Source organism: Plantactinospora sp. DSM 117369 (assembly GCF_053764795.1).
The window spans coordinates 7,340,864-7,358,355 of sequence record NZ_CM132446.1 but is presented as its reverse complement, the minus strand read 5'-3'; the positions used below and the strand labels follow the sequence as shown (position 1 = coordinate 7,358,355).

General features: G+C 72.1%; 16 protein-coding genes. 9 read left to right on the top strand and 7 right to left on the bottom strand.

Annotated features, from left to right (window positions below):
* Positions 1-35: 35 nt before the first annotated feature.
* The gene (locus ACSMXO_RS31075; protein ID WP_455419352.1) at positions 36-1,400 is read right to left on the bottom strand and encodes a serine hydrolase domain-containing protein; all 1,365 of its coding nucleotides are present in this window, start codon (positions 1,398-1,400) and stop codon (positions 36-38) included.
* A gap of 191 nt (positions 1,401-1,591) precedes the next feature.
* Here ACSMXO_RS31075 and ACSMXO_RS31070 point away from each other — a divergent pair, with 191 nt between their 5' ends.
* The 3 genes from ACSMXO_RS31070 (at position 1,592) to ACSMXO_RS31060 (ending at position 4,247) form a co-directional block, all read left to right on the top strand.
* Positions 1,592-2,044 carry an NfeD family protein gene (locus ACSMXO_RS31070; protein ID WP_346258916.1) on the top strand — a complete coding sequence of 151 codons (453 nt, stop codon included), beginning with the start codon at positions 1,592-1,594 and terminating at the stop codon, positions 2,042-2,044.
* Positions 2,045-2,083: 39 nt separating this feature from the next.
* Positions 2,084-3,184 carry an SPFH domain-containing protein gene (locus ACSMXO_RS31065; protein ID WP_455419351.1) on the top strand — a complete coding sequence of 367 codons (1,101 nt, stop codon included), beginning with the start codon at positions 2,084-2,086 and terminating at the stop codon, positions 3,182-3,184.
* 292 nt (positions 3,185-3,476) lie between these two features.
* Positions 3,477-4,247 (top strand): hypothetical protein, encoded by a 771-nt coding sequence (locus ACSMXO_RS31060; protein ID WP_455414884.1) that lies wholly within the window; start codon positions 3,477-3,479, stop codon positions 4,245-4,247.
* A 175-nt stretch (positions 4,248-4,422) separates the two neighbouring features.
* Here ACSMXO_RS31060 and ACSMXO_RS31055 read toward each other — a convergent pair whose 3' ends face one another.
* Genes ACSMXO_RS31055 through ACSMXO_RS31045 form a run of 3 tightly spaced genes read right to left on the bottom strand, consistent with a single transcriptional unit; the run spans position 4,423 to position 5,652 of the window.
* Positions 4,423-4,881: an SRPBCC family protein gene (locus ACSMXO_RS31055; protein WP_346258913.1), complete on the bottom strand. Its 459-nt coding sequence runs from the start codon at positions 4,879-4,881 to the stop codon at positions 4,423-4,425.
* Positions 4,878-5,282 (bottom strand): metalloregulator ArsR/SmtB family transcription factor, encoded by a 405-nt coding sequence (locus ACSMXO_RS31050; protein ID WP_432880337.1) that lies wholly within the window; start codon positions 5,280-5,282, stop codon positions 4,878-4,880. Before ACSMXO_RS31050 ends, ACSMXO_RS31055 begins: the two co-directional genes overlap by 4 nt.
* On the bottom strand, positions 5,275-5,652 hold the full coding sequence (locus ACSMXO_RS31045; protein WP_455414883.1) for a glyoxalase superfamily protein: 378 nt from the start codon (positions 5,650-5,652) through the stop codon (positions 5,275-5,277). Before ACSMXO_RS31045 ends, ACSMXO_RS31050 begins: the two co-directional genes overlap by 8 nt.
* A gap of 97 nt (positions 5,653-5,749) precedes the next feature.
* Here ACSMXO_RS31045 and ACSMXO_RS31040 point away from each other — a divergent pair, with 97 nt between their 5' ends.
* Positions 5,750-6,589 carry a TrmH family RNA methyltransferase gene (locus tag ACSMXO_RS31040; protein WP_455419350.1) on the top strand — a complete coding sequence of 280 codons (840 nt, stop codon included), beginning with the start codon at positions 5,750-5,752 and terminating at the stop codon, positions 6,587-6,589.
* Positions 6,590-6,653: 64 nt separating this feature from the next.
* Positions 6,654-8,342 (top strand): PucR family transcriptional regulator, encoded by a 1,689-nt coding sequence (locus ACSMXO_RS31035; protein ID WP_455414882.1) that lies wholly within the window; start codon positions 6,654-6,656, stop codon positions 8,340-8,342.
* Between the two features lie 22 nt (positions 8,343-8,364).
* On the opposite strand, the gene ACSMXO_RS31030 is transcribed toward ACSMXO_RS31035, so the two are convergent.
* Entirely contained in the window at positions 8,365-9,714 is a 1,350-nt protein-coding gene (locus ACSMXO_RS31030; RefSeq protein WP_346259010.1) for a hypothetical protein, read from the bottom strand.
* A 139-nt stretch (positions 9,715-9,853) separates the two neighbouring features.
* Between ACSMXO_RS31030 and ACSMXO_RS31025 the strand changes: the two genes are divergently transcribed.
* Entirely contained in the window at positions 9,854-11,176 is a 1,323-nt protein-coding gene (locus ACSMXO_RS31025; protein WP_455414881.1) for an aspartate aminotransferase family protein, read from the top strand.
* Positions 11,177-11,385: 209 nt separating this feature from the next.
* On the opposite strand, the gene ACSMXO_RS31020 is transcribed toward ACSMXO_RS31025, so the two are convergent.
* A complete protein-coding gene (locus ACSMXO_RS31020) occupies positions 11,386-12,756 on the bottom strand; it encodes an acyltransferase family protein (protein ID WP_455414880.1) in 1,371 nt (456 codons plus the stop codon).
* 339 nt (positions 12,757-13,095) lie between these two features.
* Between ACSMXO_RS31020 and ngcE the strand changes: the two genes are divergently transcribed.
* The 3 genes from ngcE (at position 13,096) to ACSMXO_RS31005 (ending at position 16,431) form a co-directional block, all read left to right on the top strand.
* Complete coding sequence (gene ngcE / locus ACSMXO_RS31015; RefSeq protein ID WP_455414879.1) at positions 13,096-14,508, top strand: N-acetylglucosamine/diacetylchitobiose ABC transporter substrate-binding protein; 1,413 nt, start codon at positions 13,096-13,098, stop codon at positions 14,506-14,508.
* Positions 14,509-14,611: 103 nt separating this feature from the next.
* The gene (locus ACSMXO_RS31010; protein WP_346258906.1) at positions 14,612-15,520 is read left to right on the top strand and encodes a carbohydrate ABC transporter permease; all 909 of its coding nucleotides are present in this window, start codon (positions 14,612-14,614) and stop codon (positions 15,518-15,520) included.
* The gene (locus tag ACSMXO_RS31005; protein ID WP_455414878.1) at positions 15,517-16,431 is read left to right on the top strand and encodes a carbohydrate ABC transporter permease; all 915 of its coding nucleotides are present in this window, start codon (positions 15,517-15,519) and stop codon (positions 16,429-16,431) included. The genes ACSMXO_RS31010 and ACSMXO_RS31005 overlap by 4 nt, the downstream gene beginning before the upstream one ends.
* Before the next feature lie 38 nt (positions 16,432-16,469).
* On the opposite strand, the gene ACSMXO_RS31000 is transcribed toward ACSMXO_RS31005, so the two are convergent.
* A complete protein-coding gene (locus ACSMXO_RS31000; protein ID WP_346258905.1) occupies positions 16,470-17,462 on the bottom strand; it encodes an N-acetylglucosamine kinase in 993 nt (330 codons plus the stop codon).
* Positions 17,463-17,492 lie beyond the last annotated feature (30 nt).

The following is a 17,492-nucleotide window of genomic DNA, read 5'->3' as shown; positions in this document are numbered from 1 at the left end:
GCCGCCCGTCACCGGCGAAACCTCCCGTGCCGGAATCAGCCGAGGCGGTCGGGGTCGCGGGTGAAGACGAAGGTGGCGATGTCCAGGGCCGTGGCCGCACCGGTCGGGTCGCGCCGGACGGCGAGGACCTCACCGTTGTTCATGCCGGAGCGGCCCCGCCAGCGGCCGGTGGCGTCCCGGCCGAACCGCCAGCGCGGTGCGGCACCGACCGGCAGTTGGGTGAAGACCAGTTCCTCGACGGTCGGCTCCCAGGCGACCTCGAACTCCCGGCCCATCCACCACCAGCGGCCGGTCAACTCGGCGATCTCCGGGGCCGGCGGTGCCGTCGCCGGACGCCAGGGCGGGACCGGCGGGGGTTCGGCGTCGAGCACGGTACTGAGCACCTGCCGGCCGAGCACCGGCACTGATCCGGCGCGTAGCCCGTACGCGTTGGCGAAGCCCACCACGCCGGTGCCGGACGGCCGGTGCACCGAGAGCGTGGCCACGTAGCCGGGCATCGAGCCGCCGTGCCCGGTGTACACCCGTTCGCCGACCCGGTGCAGTTCCACGCCGAGCCCGTAGCCGGCGGTCCAGGAGTCCAGGTCGGCCATTGCCACCGGAACGCACATCTCGGCCAGGGTGTCCGGGGCGAGGATCTCCGGATCCGGATCGGCGAGGAAGCCGGCCCATCGGGCCAGGTCGGCCAGGCTGGCCCAGAGCTGTCCGGCCGGTGCCATCGCCCCGGTGTCGGTACGCGGCTCCTCGCGCAGTGTGCCGTGCCAGGGATGTACGACGTAGCCGCGGGCGTACGGTTCGGCCGGCTGGTACGAGGTGCGGACCATCCCCAGTGGATCGAGCAGCCGGGACCGGACGAGCTTCCACCACGACTCCCCGGTGACCCGCTCCAGCACCGCTCCGAGCAGCCCGTACGCCAGGTTGGAGTAGTGGAAGGTGCGGTGTGCCGGGAAGGCCAGCTTGTCGCTGGTCAGACCGGCCAGCAGGGCGTCCAGGCCGGCACCGGCGGAGCGTTCCCACCACTCGCCGTCCGGTTCGCGTTGCAGGCCGGCGACGTGGCCGAGGAGTTGACGCAGCCGGACGGCGCCGACCGGGTTGCCGGGCAGGTGCCGGTCCAGCGGATCGTCCAGGTCGAGCAGCCCCTCGTCGCGCTGGCGCAGCAGCAGTACCGCGGTCATCGTCTTGGTGATCGAGCCGATCCGGTACTGGATGTCCGGGTCCGGCGGCGGGGTCTCGCCGGCCGTGGCGACGTGCACGAGCCCGCCGCCCGGACCGGGTCCGGCGGCGGCCGGGGCCCGGAGCACCCCGAGGATCAGCGAGGGCGCCCGGCCGGTGGCCTGGGCCTGGGCGACGAGCGCGTCGATCCGGCGGGTGGTCTCCGGCAGTAGGCCGGACTCCGGCGGCAGGGGGGCCACGGGCTGCCTCCTGGGACTCGGGTACGGGAACCGGACTGAATTATCCGAACCGGACCGTGCGGGGCGGAACCGGGCTGGACCGGGGCGCCGGGAATCCCGATTGGCCGGATCTCGGCATGCGAGATCTTATGTCTGTCGATCGCGGGTCGCCGGTAGGTGCGTGGGCGTGCCAGGATCGACGTGTGGAGCCGCTCCTGTGGATCGTATTGGGCGTCGTGCTGGTCGTCGCGGAGATCTTCACGACGACCCTCTTCCTGGTCATGTTCGGGGTCGGGGCGTTCGCCGCGGCCGGCGCGGCCGCCCTCGGCGCCCCGCTGGCGCTCCAGGCGGTGGTCTTCGCGGCCGTCTCGGCGCTGACCCTGGTCGTTGCCCGCCCGGTCATCCGACGGCACCGCCAGTCCGCGCTGACCGGCGACGAGCAGCCGTTCGGCGTGCAGGCCATTGCCGGGAGCACCGCGCTGGTGCTCGAACGGGTGGACGCCAACAGCGGGGTGGTGAAGATCGATGGTGAGATCTGGACCGCCCGTTCCTACGACGCGACCCAGGTGTTCGCCCCCGGCGACCGGGTGCGGGTGATCGAGGTCAAGGGCGTGACCGCGCTGGTGTGGCACGAGGATTTCGACGCTACTGATTGAGCAGCCCGATACAAAGAGGTGAGCGGTGTGGAAACTGTGATGGGCATATTGTTGGCCGCCGTGGCCCTGATCGCGGTGGTCACACTGATCCGGGCGGTGCGGATCGTCCCCCAGCAACGTCAGGACGTGGTCGAGCGGCTCGGGAAGTACAAGCGCACGCTCCACCCCGGCCTCAACCTGCTGGTGCCGTTCATCGACGCGGTACGCACCAAGGTCGACATGCGGGAGCAGGTGGTCAGCTTCCCGCCCCAGCCCGTGATCACCTCGGACAACCTGGGCGTCTCGATCGACACGGTGCTCTACTTCAAGGTCGCCGACTCGGTGAAGGCGACCTACGAGATCTCGAACTTCCTCCAGGCCATCGAGCAGTTGACCGTCACGACCCTGCGTAACGTGATCGGTTCGCTCGACCTGGAGCGGGCGCTGACCAGCCGCGAGGAGATCAACCGGCACCTCTCCGGCGTACTCGACGAGACGACCGGACGGTGGGGCATCAAGGTGACCCGGGTGGAGATCAAGGCCATCGAGCCGCCGCCGAGCATCCGCGACTCGATGGAGAAGCAGATGCGCGCCGAGCGGGACCGCCGGGCCGCGATCCTGAACGCCGAGGGGCACAAGCAGTCGCAGATCCTCACTGCCGAGGGCGAGAAGCAGGCCGCGGTACTCCGCGCCGACGGTGACCGGCAGGCCCGGATCCTCCAGGCGGAGGGCCAGGCCAAGGCGATCCGTACCGTCTTCGACGCGATCCACCAGGCCAACCCGAGTCAGAAGGTGCTGGCGTACCAGTACCTCCAGGCGCTGCCGCAGATCGCCAACGGAACCGCCAACAAGGTCTGGATCGTGCCCGCCGAGTTGAACAAGGCGCTCGAAGGGCTGGGCGGCGCGTTGGGCGGACTCAGCCAGATGGTCGGCGACGAGCCCCGGGCGCGGGTCGACGCCGGTGCGGTCGAGCGCGAGGCGGCGGAGGCGGCCCGGGCGGCGGCCGAGGCGGCCCAGGAGGTCAACGCCGAGGTACGCGCCGCCGAGGCGCAGGTGACCTCCCGGCCCACCGGTACGCAGGAATTGCCGGCACCGGAACCGGTCCCGCCGGCCAGCCTGCTCGACGACTCCACTGTGGATAAGCGGCCCGAGCGCGGCTGACCGGCCGCCGTCCGGTCCGCCCGGCTTATTCCACCAAAGCGTCCGCGCGGCGCCCCGACACCTGACACGATCGGTCTAGCGACGGGTGGTGTGAAGGAGCGGGGCGTCGAAGCGGATCGCGCCCGCGCCCGCCCGCGCAGCACGTTGAGCGAGGTGACGGCGCGTGATCCACCCCTCGAAACCGGAAAACCACCCCTCGAACCCCAAGCGTGATCCGGCGCTCGCACCGCCATCGAGTGTGCCGAAGCGGACAGCCGGCGCCGGATCGGGCGCCATCGGCGCGGTGGATCCGGTGTCCGGGCGCTGGCCGTACGGCGGCTTCGGCTTTCTGCCGTTCGTGGTGGAGCGCGGCACCAGCGAACCGGCCAGCGACGCGAGTTGGGCCTGGTCGCTGCGCCGGCTGGCCCGGCTCGCCGTCTGGTCACTGCCCGGTTATGCCATTGTGTACGGTTCGGTGACGCTGGTCGGCGCCGGGAACGCGCCGTTCCTCACCCAGCAGCGTCCGGCCCACCTCCTCGGCTGGATCGGTGCGCTCTGGCTCGGTCTGCTCGCGCTGATGGCGCTGGCCAGCCTGCTGGTCACCACCCGCACCCGGCGCGCCGGTACGGCCGGCCTGCTGGTCGCGGTCGCCGGAACGATGCTGGTACTCCCGTTCGGCGGGCTGCCGGATTCCACGGCGGCGTTCGGCAGGGCGGGCCAGGTCATCGCCGTCAGCGGCGGAGTGCTCTACTCCCTCGGCTGGTGGCTGACCGGTCTGGCGCTGCACCGGTCCGGAGTGTTCAGCCAGTCCGACGGCGTACTGCTGATGATCGCGGCTCCGCTGCTCGGCGTCGGCGGGATGCTGGCCTCGGCACTGCACGCCCTCGGTGCGATGTTCGTGCTCGCCGCCGGCATCGGGATCGCCTGGCGGGCCCGGCGGCTGGTGCCGGCGGTCGGCCGGGCCGCGTTGACCCGTCCCGGTACGGCCGGTGCGGTGGCGGCGCGGGTCTCCGGCGGCGGCCTCGGTGTCGCGCCGGCAGGTGGCGGGCTCGGCCCCGCCACGACCGGCCCCGCCCCGTCCTGACCGGCCGGGACAACCCCGGCCGTCCTGCCCGGCCGGGACAACCCGACCACCACCACCGTCCGGTCCGGACCCGCCAGTCCGGCCCGGACCCGGCGGACAAGCCCTGTCCCCGTCCCTGCCGGACTGTCCGCCCGTCCCCGTCCCTGCCGGACTGTCCGCCCGTCCCGGAGCGGCGCTACCGGCCCGGCTCGCGCTCCGCCGCGCTGTCCAGTTCGGTCAGCAGTTCCGCGATGCGGCGGAAGACCATGCCGCGCCAGCCGCCGGACATGATGGTGAAGGCGTGCTGCTGGACCGGGTCGTCGGGGTCGAACCCGGCGTGTTCGACGAAGAGCCGGGTGCCCCGCCCCTCGGCGGCCAGCGTCCAGGTGACGGTGGTCTCCAGGTGCCCGCCGCTCCAGGAGAGCCGGAGCCGGTGTTCCGGCTCGACCTCCAGGACCTCGCAGTGCACCACGCCGTCGAAGTCGTGGTCCGGCCGGGCCATGGTCTGGAAGGTGAACCGGTGTCCCGGCACCGGTTTGAAGTCGTTCGGCATGAACCACCGGGCCAGCAGGTCGGGCTCGGTGAGCGCCTGCCAGACCCGTCCGGGTGGATGCGCGAGATACTGGTCGGCCCGGATCACACCGCGCTGGGTCATCGTCGTTTCCCCTCCTGCTCGCCGGAAGCCCGGCCCTGCTCGGATGTCACGGCCGCGGTCTGCTGCGGGCCGTCGGTGCCCTCCTCGACGCCCATCGCGTCGAGCAGGTCGCGGAGCCCGGCGAGCTTCTCCCGCCAGAACCGCTCGTAGGGGGTCAGCCACTCGGCCACGTCCCGCAGCGGCTCCGGGCGGAGCGAGTAGAGCCGCTGCCGGCCGGCCCGGTGCTCGACCACCAGTCCGGCGTCCTTGAGTACCCGCAGGTGCTCCGACAGGCTCGGCCGGCGCATGTCGAAGTGGTCGGCCAACTCCTGCACCGGCCGCTCGCCCCGGTCCAGCAGCAGGCCGAGCAGTTGCCGCCGGGTCGGGTTGGCGACCGCGGTGAAGACGTCGACCTCAGCCACGGCCGGCGGTCGCCTGGAGCACGATGCCGTTGCCGTCCGGGTCGTCGAAGCTGACGAACCGGCCCCAGGGCGCGTCCTGGATGCCGCCGGAGATCGCTACCCCCCGGCGGGTCAGCTCGGCCACGTCGCCGTCGAGGTCGTCAGTCTCCAACACCAGTCCCTTGACCGAGCCGGGCGGCATGGTGTCGAACCAGGTGACCAGGGTGATCGAGGTCGCGGCGCCCTTCGGGCCCACCTGCACCCAGCGCTGCTCCGGCCCCATCCGGTTGTCGCCGAGGAGCTCGAAGCCGAGGGTGTCGACGTAGAAGTCCCGGGCCCGGTTCTGGTCGGTCACCGGCAGGGAGAGCAACTGGATCTGCGTGATAGCCATGCCGACGACAATAGGTAGGCGAAGTCCTACCAGTCAAGGGTAGGAAATCTCCTACCTATCGGGGCCGCCCGAGCCGTGGCGCGGGGACGGGGGAAGAATCGGCGCCGTGTCCGACGCACCGACCACCGTGCCCGCCGAAGTGATCACCGATCCGGAGGACCCCCGGATCGCCGACTACCGGGCGCTCACCGACGTCGAGCTGCGTACCCGGTGGGAACCGCCGAACGGCCTCTTCATCGCCGAGGGCGAACTCGTGCTGCGCCGGGCGGTCCGGGCCGGCTACCGGCCCCGCTCCTTCCTGGTCGACGCGAAACGGGTCGACCAGCTCGGTGACCTGGTGACCGGCGACGCACCGGTCTACGCCGCCAGCCCGGCCGTGCTGGAGCGGGCCACCGGCTTCCACGTGCACCGGGGCGTACTCGGGTCGTTCCACCGCCGCGAGTTGCCCACCGTGGCGCAGGTGCTCCGGGACGCCCGCCGGGTGGTGGTACTGGAGGACGTCAACAACCACACGAATCTTGGCGCGGTCTTCCGGGGCGCCGCCGCGCTCGGGGTGGACGCCGTGCTGCTCTCACCCACCTGTGCCGACCCGCTCTACCGGCGCAGTGTCCGGGTCAGCATGGGCGAGGTCTTCGCGGTGCCGTACGCGAAGTTCGACCGCTGGCCGGCCGGGCTGGCCGAGGTGCGGGCGGCTGGCTACGCCGTACTCGCCATGACGCCGGCCCCGGACGCGGTGCCGATCCAGCGGCTCACCCCGGCACAGCGGCACCGGGCCGCGCTGCTGCTCGGGGCCGAGGGCGCCGGTCTCACCCCGGCCGCCCAGGCCGCCAGCGATGCCCGGGTGGTCATCCCGATGCGTCGCGGCGTCGACTCGCTCAACGTCGCGGCGGCCGCCGCCGTCGCCTTCTGGGAACTGGGCCGCGACGACCCGCTGTAACCGGCCAGCCGGCCCGGGACGGCGCGGGTCGGGCCGGCACGCCTCGGGCGGTACCGTCGAGCCCGTGTTTCCTACCGTGCGTGAGGTGCTGGCCCTCGACCCGGTCCGGCACGGCGGCCCCCGGGTGGTCGCCGGCGCGGCCGGGCTGGACCGGCTCGTACGGTGGGTGCACGCCGCCGAGGTGCCGGACATCGCCGCCCTGCTCAGCGGGGGCGAACTGGTGCTCACCACCGGGATCGGCCTGCCCGGCGACGACGCCGGACTGCGCGCCTTCATCGGCGAGCTGGCCGACGTCGGGGTTTCCGGGCTCCTGGTCGAGCTGGGCCGGCGCTATCCGGCGGCGGTACCCCGGGCGATGGTCAACGCGGCCGAGCGCCGCAACCTGCCGCTGGTCGAACTGTGCCGGGTGACGCCGTTCGTCCGGATCACCGAGGCGGTGCACGGGTTGATCGTCGACGCCCAGCTCGCCGAGCTGCGGGCGACGGAGGAGATCCACCAGCGGTTCACCGAACTCTCCGTCGAGGGCGCCGAGCCGGCCGAGGTGGTCCGGCAGGCCGCCGTACTGGCCGGCTGCCCGGTGATCCTGGAGAACCTCTCCCGGCAGGTGCTGGCGTACGACCCGGCGGGGGAGAGCGCCGAGCTGCTGCTGCGGGGCTGGGAGCAGCACTCCCGGCGGATCCGCCCGACCGGCCGGACCGGCTACGACCCGGACGCCGGCTGGCTCTACACCACCGTCGGCGCCCGGGGGCAGGACTGGGGGCGGCTGCTGCTGCGCTGGCCGACCGGTGAGCTGCCGGCCGGCGCGTCCGGCGGCCCGTCGACCCGGTTGACGATCCTGATCGAGCGGGCCGCCTCCACCTTGGCGCTGGGCCGGCTGATCCGGCGGGACGCCGAGGGGCTGGAGCGGCAGATCCACCGCACCCTGCTCACCGCGCTGCTCGACCACACCCGACCGGTCGACGAGGTGGCGCTGCGGTCCCGCGCCCTCGGCGTACCCCTGGACCGGCGACACCTGGTCGGGGTCGTGGTCCGGTACCGCGCCGACGAGGCGGGCGCGGGCGCGGCGGCGGGTGGCCCGGCCGGGCAGGCCCGGCTGCGGGACCTGGCCGAGGCGGTCAGCCAGGCGCTCCGGGACGCCGAGCTGAGCGGGCTGGCCAGCACCCTGGACGACCAGGCGGTCGGTGCCGTGCTGGCGCTGCGGGACGCCGGGGACGAGGAGCGCGCGCTGGCCGCCTTCGCGGCGGCCCTGGACCGGGTACGCCTGGACCCCGGCCCGACCGCCGGCCGGCCGTCCGGCGCACCGGGCGCGGTGATCGTGGCGGCCGGCTCGGGTGTGGGCAGCGTACGGGAGGCCCGGCGCTCGCTGATCGAGGCCCGCCAGGTCGCCGACGCCGCCCGCCGGGGTCGACGGGACCTGCCGGTGTACCGGTTGCCCCAGGTCGGGCTGGCCGGGCTGCTGCACCTGCTCCGGGACGAGCCGAGGTTGCAGACCTTCGTCGAACGCGAACTCGGGCCGTTGCTGACCCACGACGCCGAACATCCCCGTGAGCAGTTGCTCGGCACGCTGCGCGGTTATCTGGAGAGCGGCCGGAACAAGTCGGCCGCCGCCGCGGCGGCGCACCTGTCCCGGCCGGCCTTCTACGAGCGGCTGGCCCGGATCTCCCGGATCCTCCGGGTCGACCTGGACTCGGTGGACGACTGCCTGTCGCTGCACGTCGCCCTGCTCGCCCTGGACGCCGTCCGGGACGGCTGACCGGCCACGCCGCCGCCCCGGCTCAGGAGATCGCGGTCAGCGCCTTGGCGTACGTCGGCGGGACGAAGTGCGGGCCGGCCGGGGTGAACACGTCGGTGGCGTTGGCGGCGGTCCAGGCTTCGGCCGGGATGGCGTCGAGCAGGGTGCGGAGCACGGCGGCGTCCCGCCAGTCCGGGTGCTCGGCGACCAGGCCGAGCGCCACCACCGACTCCTCGACCTCGCCGACGCACTCGAACGGCTTGTGCGCCTCGATGCCGAGCAGTTCGAGGTAGCCGGCGGACTGGGCCGGGTCGGCCAGCAGGTCGGCGCCGAAGATCTGCACCAGCCGGGCCCGGGGCATGAACGGGGCCAGCGCCAGGAAGATGAACCGGCACTTCGGGCAGTTTCCGCACCACCGGTCGCTGGGGTCGCTCAGCTTGAACGCGGCGTTACAGCTCGTCACCACGTCGTCGTACCGGCTGAACTGGGCGAAGAGCCGGGCGATGTGCAGCTCGGAGAGCTGCCGCAGCAGCGAGAAGTACGGCTCGGTCAGCCCGGCGTGCCCGGCCAGCGCCGCCCGGAGCAGCCCCTCCGCCTCGACCCCCTTGGACCACTGGTGGTTGACCTCGACACCGTGCCAGACCAGGTTCGGGTCGGAGGCGGAGCGCTCGTTCGACATCACCACCGGGCCCAGCCCGTGCAGGACGGCGGTGGCGACCGCGATCAGCGAGTTGATCGCGGTGACCGGGATGTGCCCGTTGCGCGCCCCGGCCGCGTTCAGCGCGATCAGCGCCGGGTCGAGCCGGCGCCGGGCGGCCAGCGGAGTCAACCCGGAGGCCTCGTTGACGCTGACGATGATGTGGTTGGGGTTGACCGAGAACGGCACCGGGTCGAAGCCGGCCCGGCGCAGCGCCTCCAGGCTGACGATGGAGTCCTTGCCGCCGCCCACCGTGGAGAGCGGCCGGCGGTCCGAGTTGTCCCACCCGGCCGGCTCGGCGACCCGCCCGGGCGGCAGCTCCGGGGTCAGCTCCAGCACGTGCGGCAGGTCGTTGCGGTAGGCGTACTCGGCGAGGCCGGAGGTGTAGACGGCGGTGACCAGCGCGACGGCCTGCTCGCCCAGCGGCGCCGGCAGGACCAGCCGGGGCGGTGCGGCGGCCTTGTAGTAGCTCACCCCGGCGACCAGGTGCAACAGCTCCAGCACCCGGCCGAAGGTGGCCAGCGCCTCCGGCGACGGCGGGGTCGCAGGCTGCGGGAAGGTGATCCGCTCGGTGAACCGCAGCTCGCCGTCCGGGCCGGTCAGCGCGTATTCGAGGGCCGCCTCCCCGGTGGCCGGGTCGAAGGAGTGGGCCGGAAAGGAGAAGGCGTCCATTCGCCGGAGCTGTCCGTTGGGCACAGGCAATAGTAGTCCGCCCGGGTTGACGGCATGTCAATGTCCGGGCCCCGGTGCCCGACAGGGTGGCAGTTGCCCGGCGTCCCCGCGCGGTGGGAGCGTGCAGGAGTCCGCGTTCCCACCGCTGAGGGGTGTGAGAACCATGACCACCGACGAACTGCTGGCGCGGCACCGGGCCGTCATGCCGTCCTGGATGCCGCTGTACTACGCCGAGCCGATCGAGATCGTCGCCGGTTCCGGGCGCCGGGTCACCGACTCGCAGGGGCGCAGCTACCTGGACTTCTTCGGCGGCGTACTGACGAACATGCTCGGCTACGACGTCGCCGAGGTGAACGAGGCGGTGCGGCGCCAGCTCGGCACCGGGGTGGTGCACACCTCGACCCTCTACCTGATCCGCCAGCAGGTCGAGCTGGCCGAGAAGATCGCCGCGCTCTCCGGCATCCCGGACGCCCGGGTCTTCTTCACCAACTCCGGTACCGAGGCGAACGAGGCGGCGCTGCTGGTCGCCACCAACCACCGGCGGTCGAACCAGATCCTGGCGGTGCGGAACAGCTACCACGGCCGGTCGTACGCGGCGATGGGGATCACCGGGCACCGGAGCTGGTCGGCGAGCAGCCTCAACCCGCTCCAGGTGAGCTGGCTGCACTCCGGTGACCGGCTGCGCGGCCTGCTGGCCCGGCTCGGCCCGGACGAGTACGTGGAGGCGGCCGTCGACGACCTGCGCGAGGTGCTGGCCACCCAGACCAGCGGGGACGTTGCCTGCCTGATCGCCGAGCCGATCCAGGGGGTGGGCGGGTTCGTGGCCCCGCCGGACGGGCTGTTCGGCGCGTACAAGAAGGTACTCGACGAGTCCGGCATCCTGCTCATCTCCGACGAGGTGCAGACCGGCTGGGGGCGTACCGGGGAGCACTTCTGGGGCTACCAGGCGCACGGGGTCACGCCGGACCTGCTCACCTTCGCCAAGGGCATCGGCAACGGCTTCGCCCTGGCCGGAGTGGTGGGCCGGGCCGAGGTGCTGAACGAGGTGCACGCGGTCTCGTTCTCCACCTTCGGCGGCAACCCGATCTCGACGGCGGCCGGCAACGCCGTCCTGGACTACCTGCTGGAGCACGACCTCCAGGCCAACGCCGCCCGGGTCGGCGCGGTACTGCTCACCGGGCTGCGCGAGCTGGCCGACCGGCACGCCGTCGTCGGAGAGGTACGCGGCAAGGGGCTGATGCTCGGCGTCGAGTTCGTCCGGCCCGGCACCACCGAGCCCGATCCGGCGGCCACCGTCCGGGTCTTCGAGGAGTGCCGGCGGGGCGGCCTGCTGGTCGGCAAGGGCGGCCTCTACGGCAACGTACTGCGGATGGGCCCGCCGCTGACCCTGACCGAGTCCGAGGCCCGGGAGGCGCTGGCGATCCTGGCCGGGGCCGTTGCGCTCGCCGACACCGAGGCGAGGGCGGTGGCCGATCCGGCGGGTTAGCGGGACGGCCGGTCGGTCCGAGCCTGGGCGCTAGCGGTGCGCTAGCGGGACGGCCGGTCGGTCCGAGCCCGGGCGCTAGCGGTGCGCTAGCGGTGCGCTAGCGGGACGGCCGGTCGGTCCGAGCCCGGGCGCTAGCGGTGCGCTAGCGGTGCGCTAGCGGGACGGCCGGTCGGTCCGAGCCTGGGCGCTAGCGGTGCGCTAGCGGTGCGCTAGCGGGACGGCCGGTCGGTCCGGGGCGGGACGGGTACCGAGCGGAGCAGCCGGAGCAGGCCCGCTCCGGAGAGGTACGCGACGAGGGCGCCGGCGGGCAGGCCGAGCAGGTACTCGCCGCTCTTCGGGGCGACGCTGTTGCTGAACAGCCCGACCACGGTCGCGGCGAAGCCGAGCACGACGATCAGCAGCCGAGGCAGCGGGCGGGCGAGCGTACGGCACAGTGCCGCCGGCAACCAGTGGGGCCGGGTGGCCGGGCGGCGGGAGCCGCGCAGCTCGATCCGGCCGAAGACGGCGACCAGCACCGCCAGTACCACGGCCAGCATGATCTCCCAGGGGATCCGCCAGAGCCACCAGTCGGTGCTGCCGACCGGCGGGGTGGGCAGCGCACCGAGCGCGTCCAGCGCGCCGGCCAGCAGGATCACGGCGGTCAGGTGCCAGAGGAAGATGGTCAGCACCACCGAGTTCACCGCGACCACCAGCATCCAGGGGCTCCTCCGGTGCAGCCACCGCTCGGCCGGGGCGCGGAGCAGCATGATCAGTCCGAGTTGCGCGGTGGCCAGGGCGAGCAGGGCCAGGCTCGGCGGGGACATGTTCTGGATCCGCTGGTCCGGTTGGTTGATCATGCTGGTCGGGTACGGGCCGACCAGGGTCAGCAGCAGCAGCGCGGTCAGCCCGACCACCAGCAGCGGCCAGCCCACCCGGGGACGCATCGGCAGGCTGCCGGTCCGCCAGGCGAACCCGACCTGGTGCATGGCGAGCCAGCCGAACAGGAAGTTGCCGTACCCGAGCCGGCTCTCGCCGAGCAGCCGGGCCAGGTCACCGAGGGCGAGCAGCCCGAGCAGCACCACCGGCACGACCAGGCCGTACCGCTGGTGCAGGGCGTACGTCACCGGGGTCAGCAGCACCACGCAGAGGTATGCGGAGAGGAACCAGAGCGGCACCGTGGCGTACCAGACGACCTCGCGGACCTGGGTCGGGCCGGCGCCGAGCAGCCGGGCGCCCAGGGCGGCGAGGGCGAGCAGCGCCAGTAGTACGGTGGTGGGCCGGATCAGCCGCCCGCTACGGTCGGTCAGCCAGCCACCGGCGTCGCCGCCCCGCTGCCGGTGGCTGTCCAGGGAGGCGGCGTTGGCGTAGCCGCCGACCAGGAAGAACAGCGGCATGACCTGGAAGAGCCAGGTGCCCGGTCGGGCCCAGGTGATGTCCTCCAGGGCGTTGTGGCCGCGCAGCCGCCCCGCGTCGTCGTTGTCGAGGACGGCGATCAGCCAGTGCCCGAGCACCACCAGGGTGATCGCCACCGCGCGGAGCAGGTCGACATAGCGCTCGCGCTGGGCGGGCGTGCGGCCGGCGATCTCCCGCAGCCGGCGCATGTGGCCAGGCTATCTACTCCGTCGGCCCGCCGACGCGCTATGCGCCAACCCGGGTGGATTGCCGGTCCGTAACGGTTCGGCCGCCGGGGCTTGCTGCCGGCACCCTCTTCCGTAAGAATCCTTCAGTAACTTTATGTTAAGTGAAGACAAGCACCAGTATGTCGAAACGCTCGTACCTGTCGGCGCGGCACCACCCCGCACCACCGGTCGACGGCACGCCGCCGACCAGCACCAACACCAGCACCGCCAGTGCCACCGACCCGATGACCCCGAGCCTCGTTGGCGGGCGCCGCCCCAACCGGCTGCGGCGTCCACCTGGACCGGATCCGAGGAGAAGCTATGAAGAGGCGTGACATCCTCCGTCGTACCGCCGCGGCCGGCCTGCTGGCCGTCCCCGCCACCGGCCTGCTGACCGGTTGCGCCCTCGGCGGCGGCGACGACAACAGCGGCGGCGAGTCGCTCGAAGGCACGAAGAGTGAGCAGAACCCACTCGGCGTCAAGGAGGATGCGCCGCTCGAGGTGGTCATCTTCAATGGTGGTTTTGGTGAAGAGTATGCCAAAGCCCACCAGGCGATGTACACCGAGAAATATCCAAAGGCGACGATCAAGCACTCCGCGACGCAGGAGATCAACAAGACCCTCCAGCCCCGGTTCGTCGACGGCACTCCGCCGGACGTGGTGAACAACTCCGGCGCCGGTCAGATCGACTTCAACGGCCTGGTCTCGCAGGGCGCCCTGGCCGACCTCAGCGAGCTGCTCGACGCGCCCAGCCTCGACATCCCGGGCAAGAAGGTCCGGGACACCCTGCTGCCGGGCGTGGTCGACGTCGGGTCGTACGACGGCAAGTTCCTGGTGCTCAGCTACGCGTACACCGCGTACGGCATCTGGTACTCCAGCAAGCTCTTCACCGACCGCGGCTGGCAGTACGGCAAGACCTGGGACGACCACATCGCGCTGTGCCGGCAGATCAAGGCCGCCGGCATCGCCCCCTGGACGTACGCCGGCAAGCACCCCCGGTACATGAGCTGGCCGGTCATCTCGATGGCGATCAAGTTCGGCGGCCCGGACGTGGCGAAGGCGATCGACAACCTGGAGCCGAACGCCTGGAAGTCCGAGCCGATGAAGATGGCGGCGGACGCCTGGTACCAGATCGTCAAGGACGGCTTCATCATGCCCGGCAGCCCCGGTCTCGACCACGTGCAGTCGCAGACCGAGTGGTGCCGGGGCAAGGCCGCCTTCATCTCCTGCGGCTCCTGGCTGGAGAGCGAGCAGGCCAAGGTCACCCCGGCCGGCTTCAACATGACCGTCGCGCCGACGCCCAGCCTCGGCGCGGGCGACAAGCTGCCGTTCGAGGCGATGCGCGGCACCGCCAGCGAGCCGTTCATCGTGCCGGCCAAGGCCAAGAACCGGGCCGGTGGTCTGGAATACCTGCGCACCATGCTCTCGATGAAGGGCGCCCAGGACTTCACCAAGAAGGTTTCCAGCCTGAGCGTGGTGGCCGGCGCCACCCAGGGTGCGCAGCTCCCGTTCGGGCTGAGCAGCGTGGTCAAGGCGCTGGACGCCTCCGGCAGCAACGGCTTCAACTGGGTCTACAACAACTACTACCGGAAGCTGGAGCGCGAGCTGGTCGACGCGGCCTGCGGCGAGTTCTTCAGCGGCCGGACCACCCCGGCCGAGTTCCTGGACCAGTGCCAGAAGGGCGCCGACCAGATCGCCGGGGACAGCAGCATCAAGAAGTACAAGCGCCAGTAGGTCGTCGGGTGACGTCGTGGGGGTCGGCCGGTGTGGTCGGCCCCTCCGGCGCGATCGTCGCGGGGAAGGTCTTCCCGCGTGGAGTGGGCAGGATGTCGGTCCCGTGAAACATGGCAAGTATCCGCTGATCATCACCTTCCTGGTGCCGCCGCTGCTGTTGTACGGCATCTTCGTGCTCTCGCCGTACCTCCAGGCGTTCCAGATTTCCACCACCAACTGGCTGGGCTACTCGGCCAGCGCCGACTACGTCGGGCTGGAGAACTTCGCCACCCTGCTGCGCGACGGCGCGCTGTGGAACGCGGTCAAGAACAACGCGATCCTGCTGGTGCTGCTGCCGGTGCTCACCATCGGGCTGGGGATCTTCTTCGCCAGCATGCTCAACATGGGCGGCCGGCGCGGCACCGCCGGGGTGGTCGGGGTACGCGGCTCCGGCGCGTACAAGCTGGTCTACTTCTTCCCGCAGGTGCTCTCCGTGGTGATCATCGCGCTGCTCTGGAAGGAGGTCTACCACCCCAACAACGGGCTGCTCAACGCCACGCTGCGCGGGATCGGGCTGCCCGCGCCGACCTGGCTCGGCGACCCGCGTACCGCGTTCTGGGCGGTGCTGGCGGTGATGGTCTGGAGCAACGTCGGCTTCTACGTGGTGCTCTTCGGCGCGGCCATGCAGGCCATCCCGAAGGACATCTACGAGGCGGTGATGCTCGACGGCGCCTCCCGGTGGACCACGCTGACCAAGGTCACCATCCCGCTGCTCTGGGACACCGTGCAGGTCGCCTGGATCTACCTGGCCATCGCCGCGCTGGACGGCTTCATCCTGATCCAGCAGATGACCGACGGCGGGCCCAACCACTCCTCGGACGTGATCGGCCTGCGGATGTACAACACGGCGTTCGGCAGCGAGACCAAGTTCGGATACGCCTCGGCGATCGGCGTGGTGATGTTCTTCCTGACCCTGTCGGTGGCGGTACTGGCGCTGCGCGCCAGCCGCCGGGACCGAATCGAGTACTCGTGACGACCGTCGACACCACCGAGTCGGCCCCGCCCGCCGCCGGCGCCGACGGCCGGACCGGGGCCGGCGACCGGGCACCCCGCCGCGAGCTGGGCGTGGTGAACGTCTTCTCGCACGGCTTCCTGCTGCTCTGGGCGCTGCTGACCACGCTGCCGCTGCTCTGGGTCTTCCTCAGCTCGTTCAAGAGCGACGGCGAGATCCTCAGCGACCCGTGGGGGCTGCCCGGCGCGCTGCGCTTCGAGAACTGGGCGCGGGCCTGGACCGAGGCCCGGATCGGGCAGTACTTCCTGAACAGCGCCATCGTGGTGGCCGGCTCGCTGACCCTGACGATGCTCTTCGGCGCCACCGCCGCGTACGTCTTCGCCCGCTACGAGTTCCGGTTCCGGCAGGTCTTCTACTACCTGTTCGTCGGCGGCATGATGTTCCCGGTCTTCCTCGCCCTGGTGCCGCTCTTCTTCGTGGTCCGCAACGCCGGGCTCTTCAACACCTGGACCGGGCTGATCCTGGTCTACGCCGCCTACTCGCTGCCGTTCACGGTCTTCTTCCTCTCCGCGTTCTTCCGGACCCTGCCGACCTCGGTCGCCGAGGCGGCGCTGATCGACGGCTGTGGACACTTCCGGCTCTTCTTCCGGGTGATGCTGCCGATGGCCCGGCCGGGCCTGGTCAGCATCGGCATCTTCAACTTCCTCAGCCAGTGGAACCAGTTCATCCTGCCCCAGGTGCTGATGCAGGGGGACGAGTCGAAATGGGTGCTCGCGCAGGGGCTCGCGGCGCTGGCGGTCAGCCAGGGCTACCAGGGCGACTTCAGCGGGTTGTTCGCCGGGCTCACCCTCGGGATGCTGCCGGTGCTGGCGGTCTACGTGCTGTTCCAGCGCCAGATCCAGTCCGGGCTGACCGCCGGCCAGTTGAAGTAGGGCCGACGGACTCCGGCCTGGCCGGGAAAGTGCCCGGGTCAGGCTTCGGCCGGCCCGAGCAGCCGGCGGTGCAGCTCGGCCGGGTCGGTGAGCTCGGGCAGGTTCCGGGCGGCCAGCCAGGCGGCGCCGAGCGCACCGTCCCCGGCAGTGCGCAGCGGCGCCTGCGGCCAGCGCGCGGCCAGGGCCGGGCGTACCGCGTCGGTCAGCGGGGTGTCGCCGGTGAGCAGCCCGCCGCCGAGCACGATCGGGGTGCGTGCGTCCGCGGGCCGGATCCGGGCCACGTTGGCGACGAGCAGCCGGGCGGCTTCGGCGAGGATCGCTGCGGCGGCCGGGTCGCCGTCCCGATCGGCCCGGATCACCAGCGGGGCGAGCGCGGCCAGTTCGACGGCGGGACGCCGGGTCACCGTCTGGACCAGGGTGTCGACGGTGTCCCGGGGGCGGGCGGCGATCTGCGCCGAGCCGAGCAGCTCGGTGAGCACGAGGGTGCCGAGCGGGCCGGGCGGCCGGTGCCGGTCGAGGTCGGCCAGCGCCCGCCGGACGGCCTCCCGACCGAGCCAGAAGCCGCTGCCCGCGTCGCCGAGCAGCCAGCCGTGGCCGTCGGCTACCCGGTCCAACGCCATGTCGCGTACCTCGGCGGCGATCGCCCCGGTGCCGGCGATCAGGATCGTGCCGTCCGGCTCGGCGGTGCCCGAGGCGTACGCGATGAGGGCGTCGCCGAAGATCTCGTACCGGCAGCGCAGCCCGACCTCCTGCCAGGTCCGGTCGAAGGCGAACCGGCCAGCCGGATCGGCGAGCAGCCGGCCCGCTCCGGCCAGCCCGATGGCGCCGGCCCAGACCAGTCCCGGATCGATCTCGGCGAGGGCGTCGGTCAGCGCCACCCGGAGCTGTTCGGCAGCCCGGTCGGCGCCGTGGCTGGTCGGGTTGCCGCCGCCGCCCAGCCCGGCGCCGAGGCGTTCCCCGGCCAGCGTGACCACCGCGGCCCGGGTCGAGGTGCCGCCGATGTCGAGCCCCACCACAATGCCGTCGGACATGACCGGCAACCACCTTCCACCTGCGGAGTT

Coding starts and splice junctions, on each gene's coding strand:
- ngcE (WP_455414879.1), top strand. CDS start 13,096: ATGAAGAGGCGTGACATCCTCCGTCGTACCGCCGCGGCCGGCCTGCTG.
- ACSMXO_RS31045 (WP_455414883.1), bottom strand. CDS start 5,652: ATGGCTATCACGCAGATCCAGTTGCTCTCCCTGCCGGTGACCGACCAG.
- ACSMXO_RS31020 (WP_455414880.1), bottom strand. CDS start 12,756: ATGCGCCGGCTGCGGGAGATCGCCGGCCGCACGCCCGCCCAGCGCGAG.
- ACSMXO_RS31065 (WP_455419351.1), top strand. CDS start 2,084: ATGGGCATATTGTTGGCCGCCGTGGCCCTGATCGCGGTGGTCACACTG.
- ACSMXO_RS31000 (WP_346258905.1), bottom strand. CDS start 17,462: ATGTCCGACGGCATTGTGGTGGGGCTCGACATCGGCGGCACCTCGACC.
- ACSMXO_RS31055 (WP_346258913.1), bottom strand. CDS start 4,881: ATGACCCAGCGCGGTGTGATCCGGGCCGACCAGTATCTCGCGCATCCA.
- ACSMXO_RS31025 (WP_455414881.1), top strand. CDS start 9,854: ATGACCACCGACGAACTGCTGGCGCGGCACCGGGCCGTCATGCCGTCC.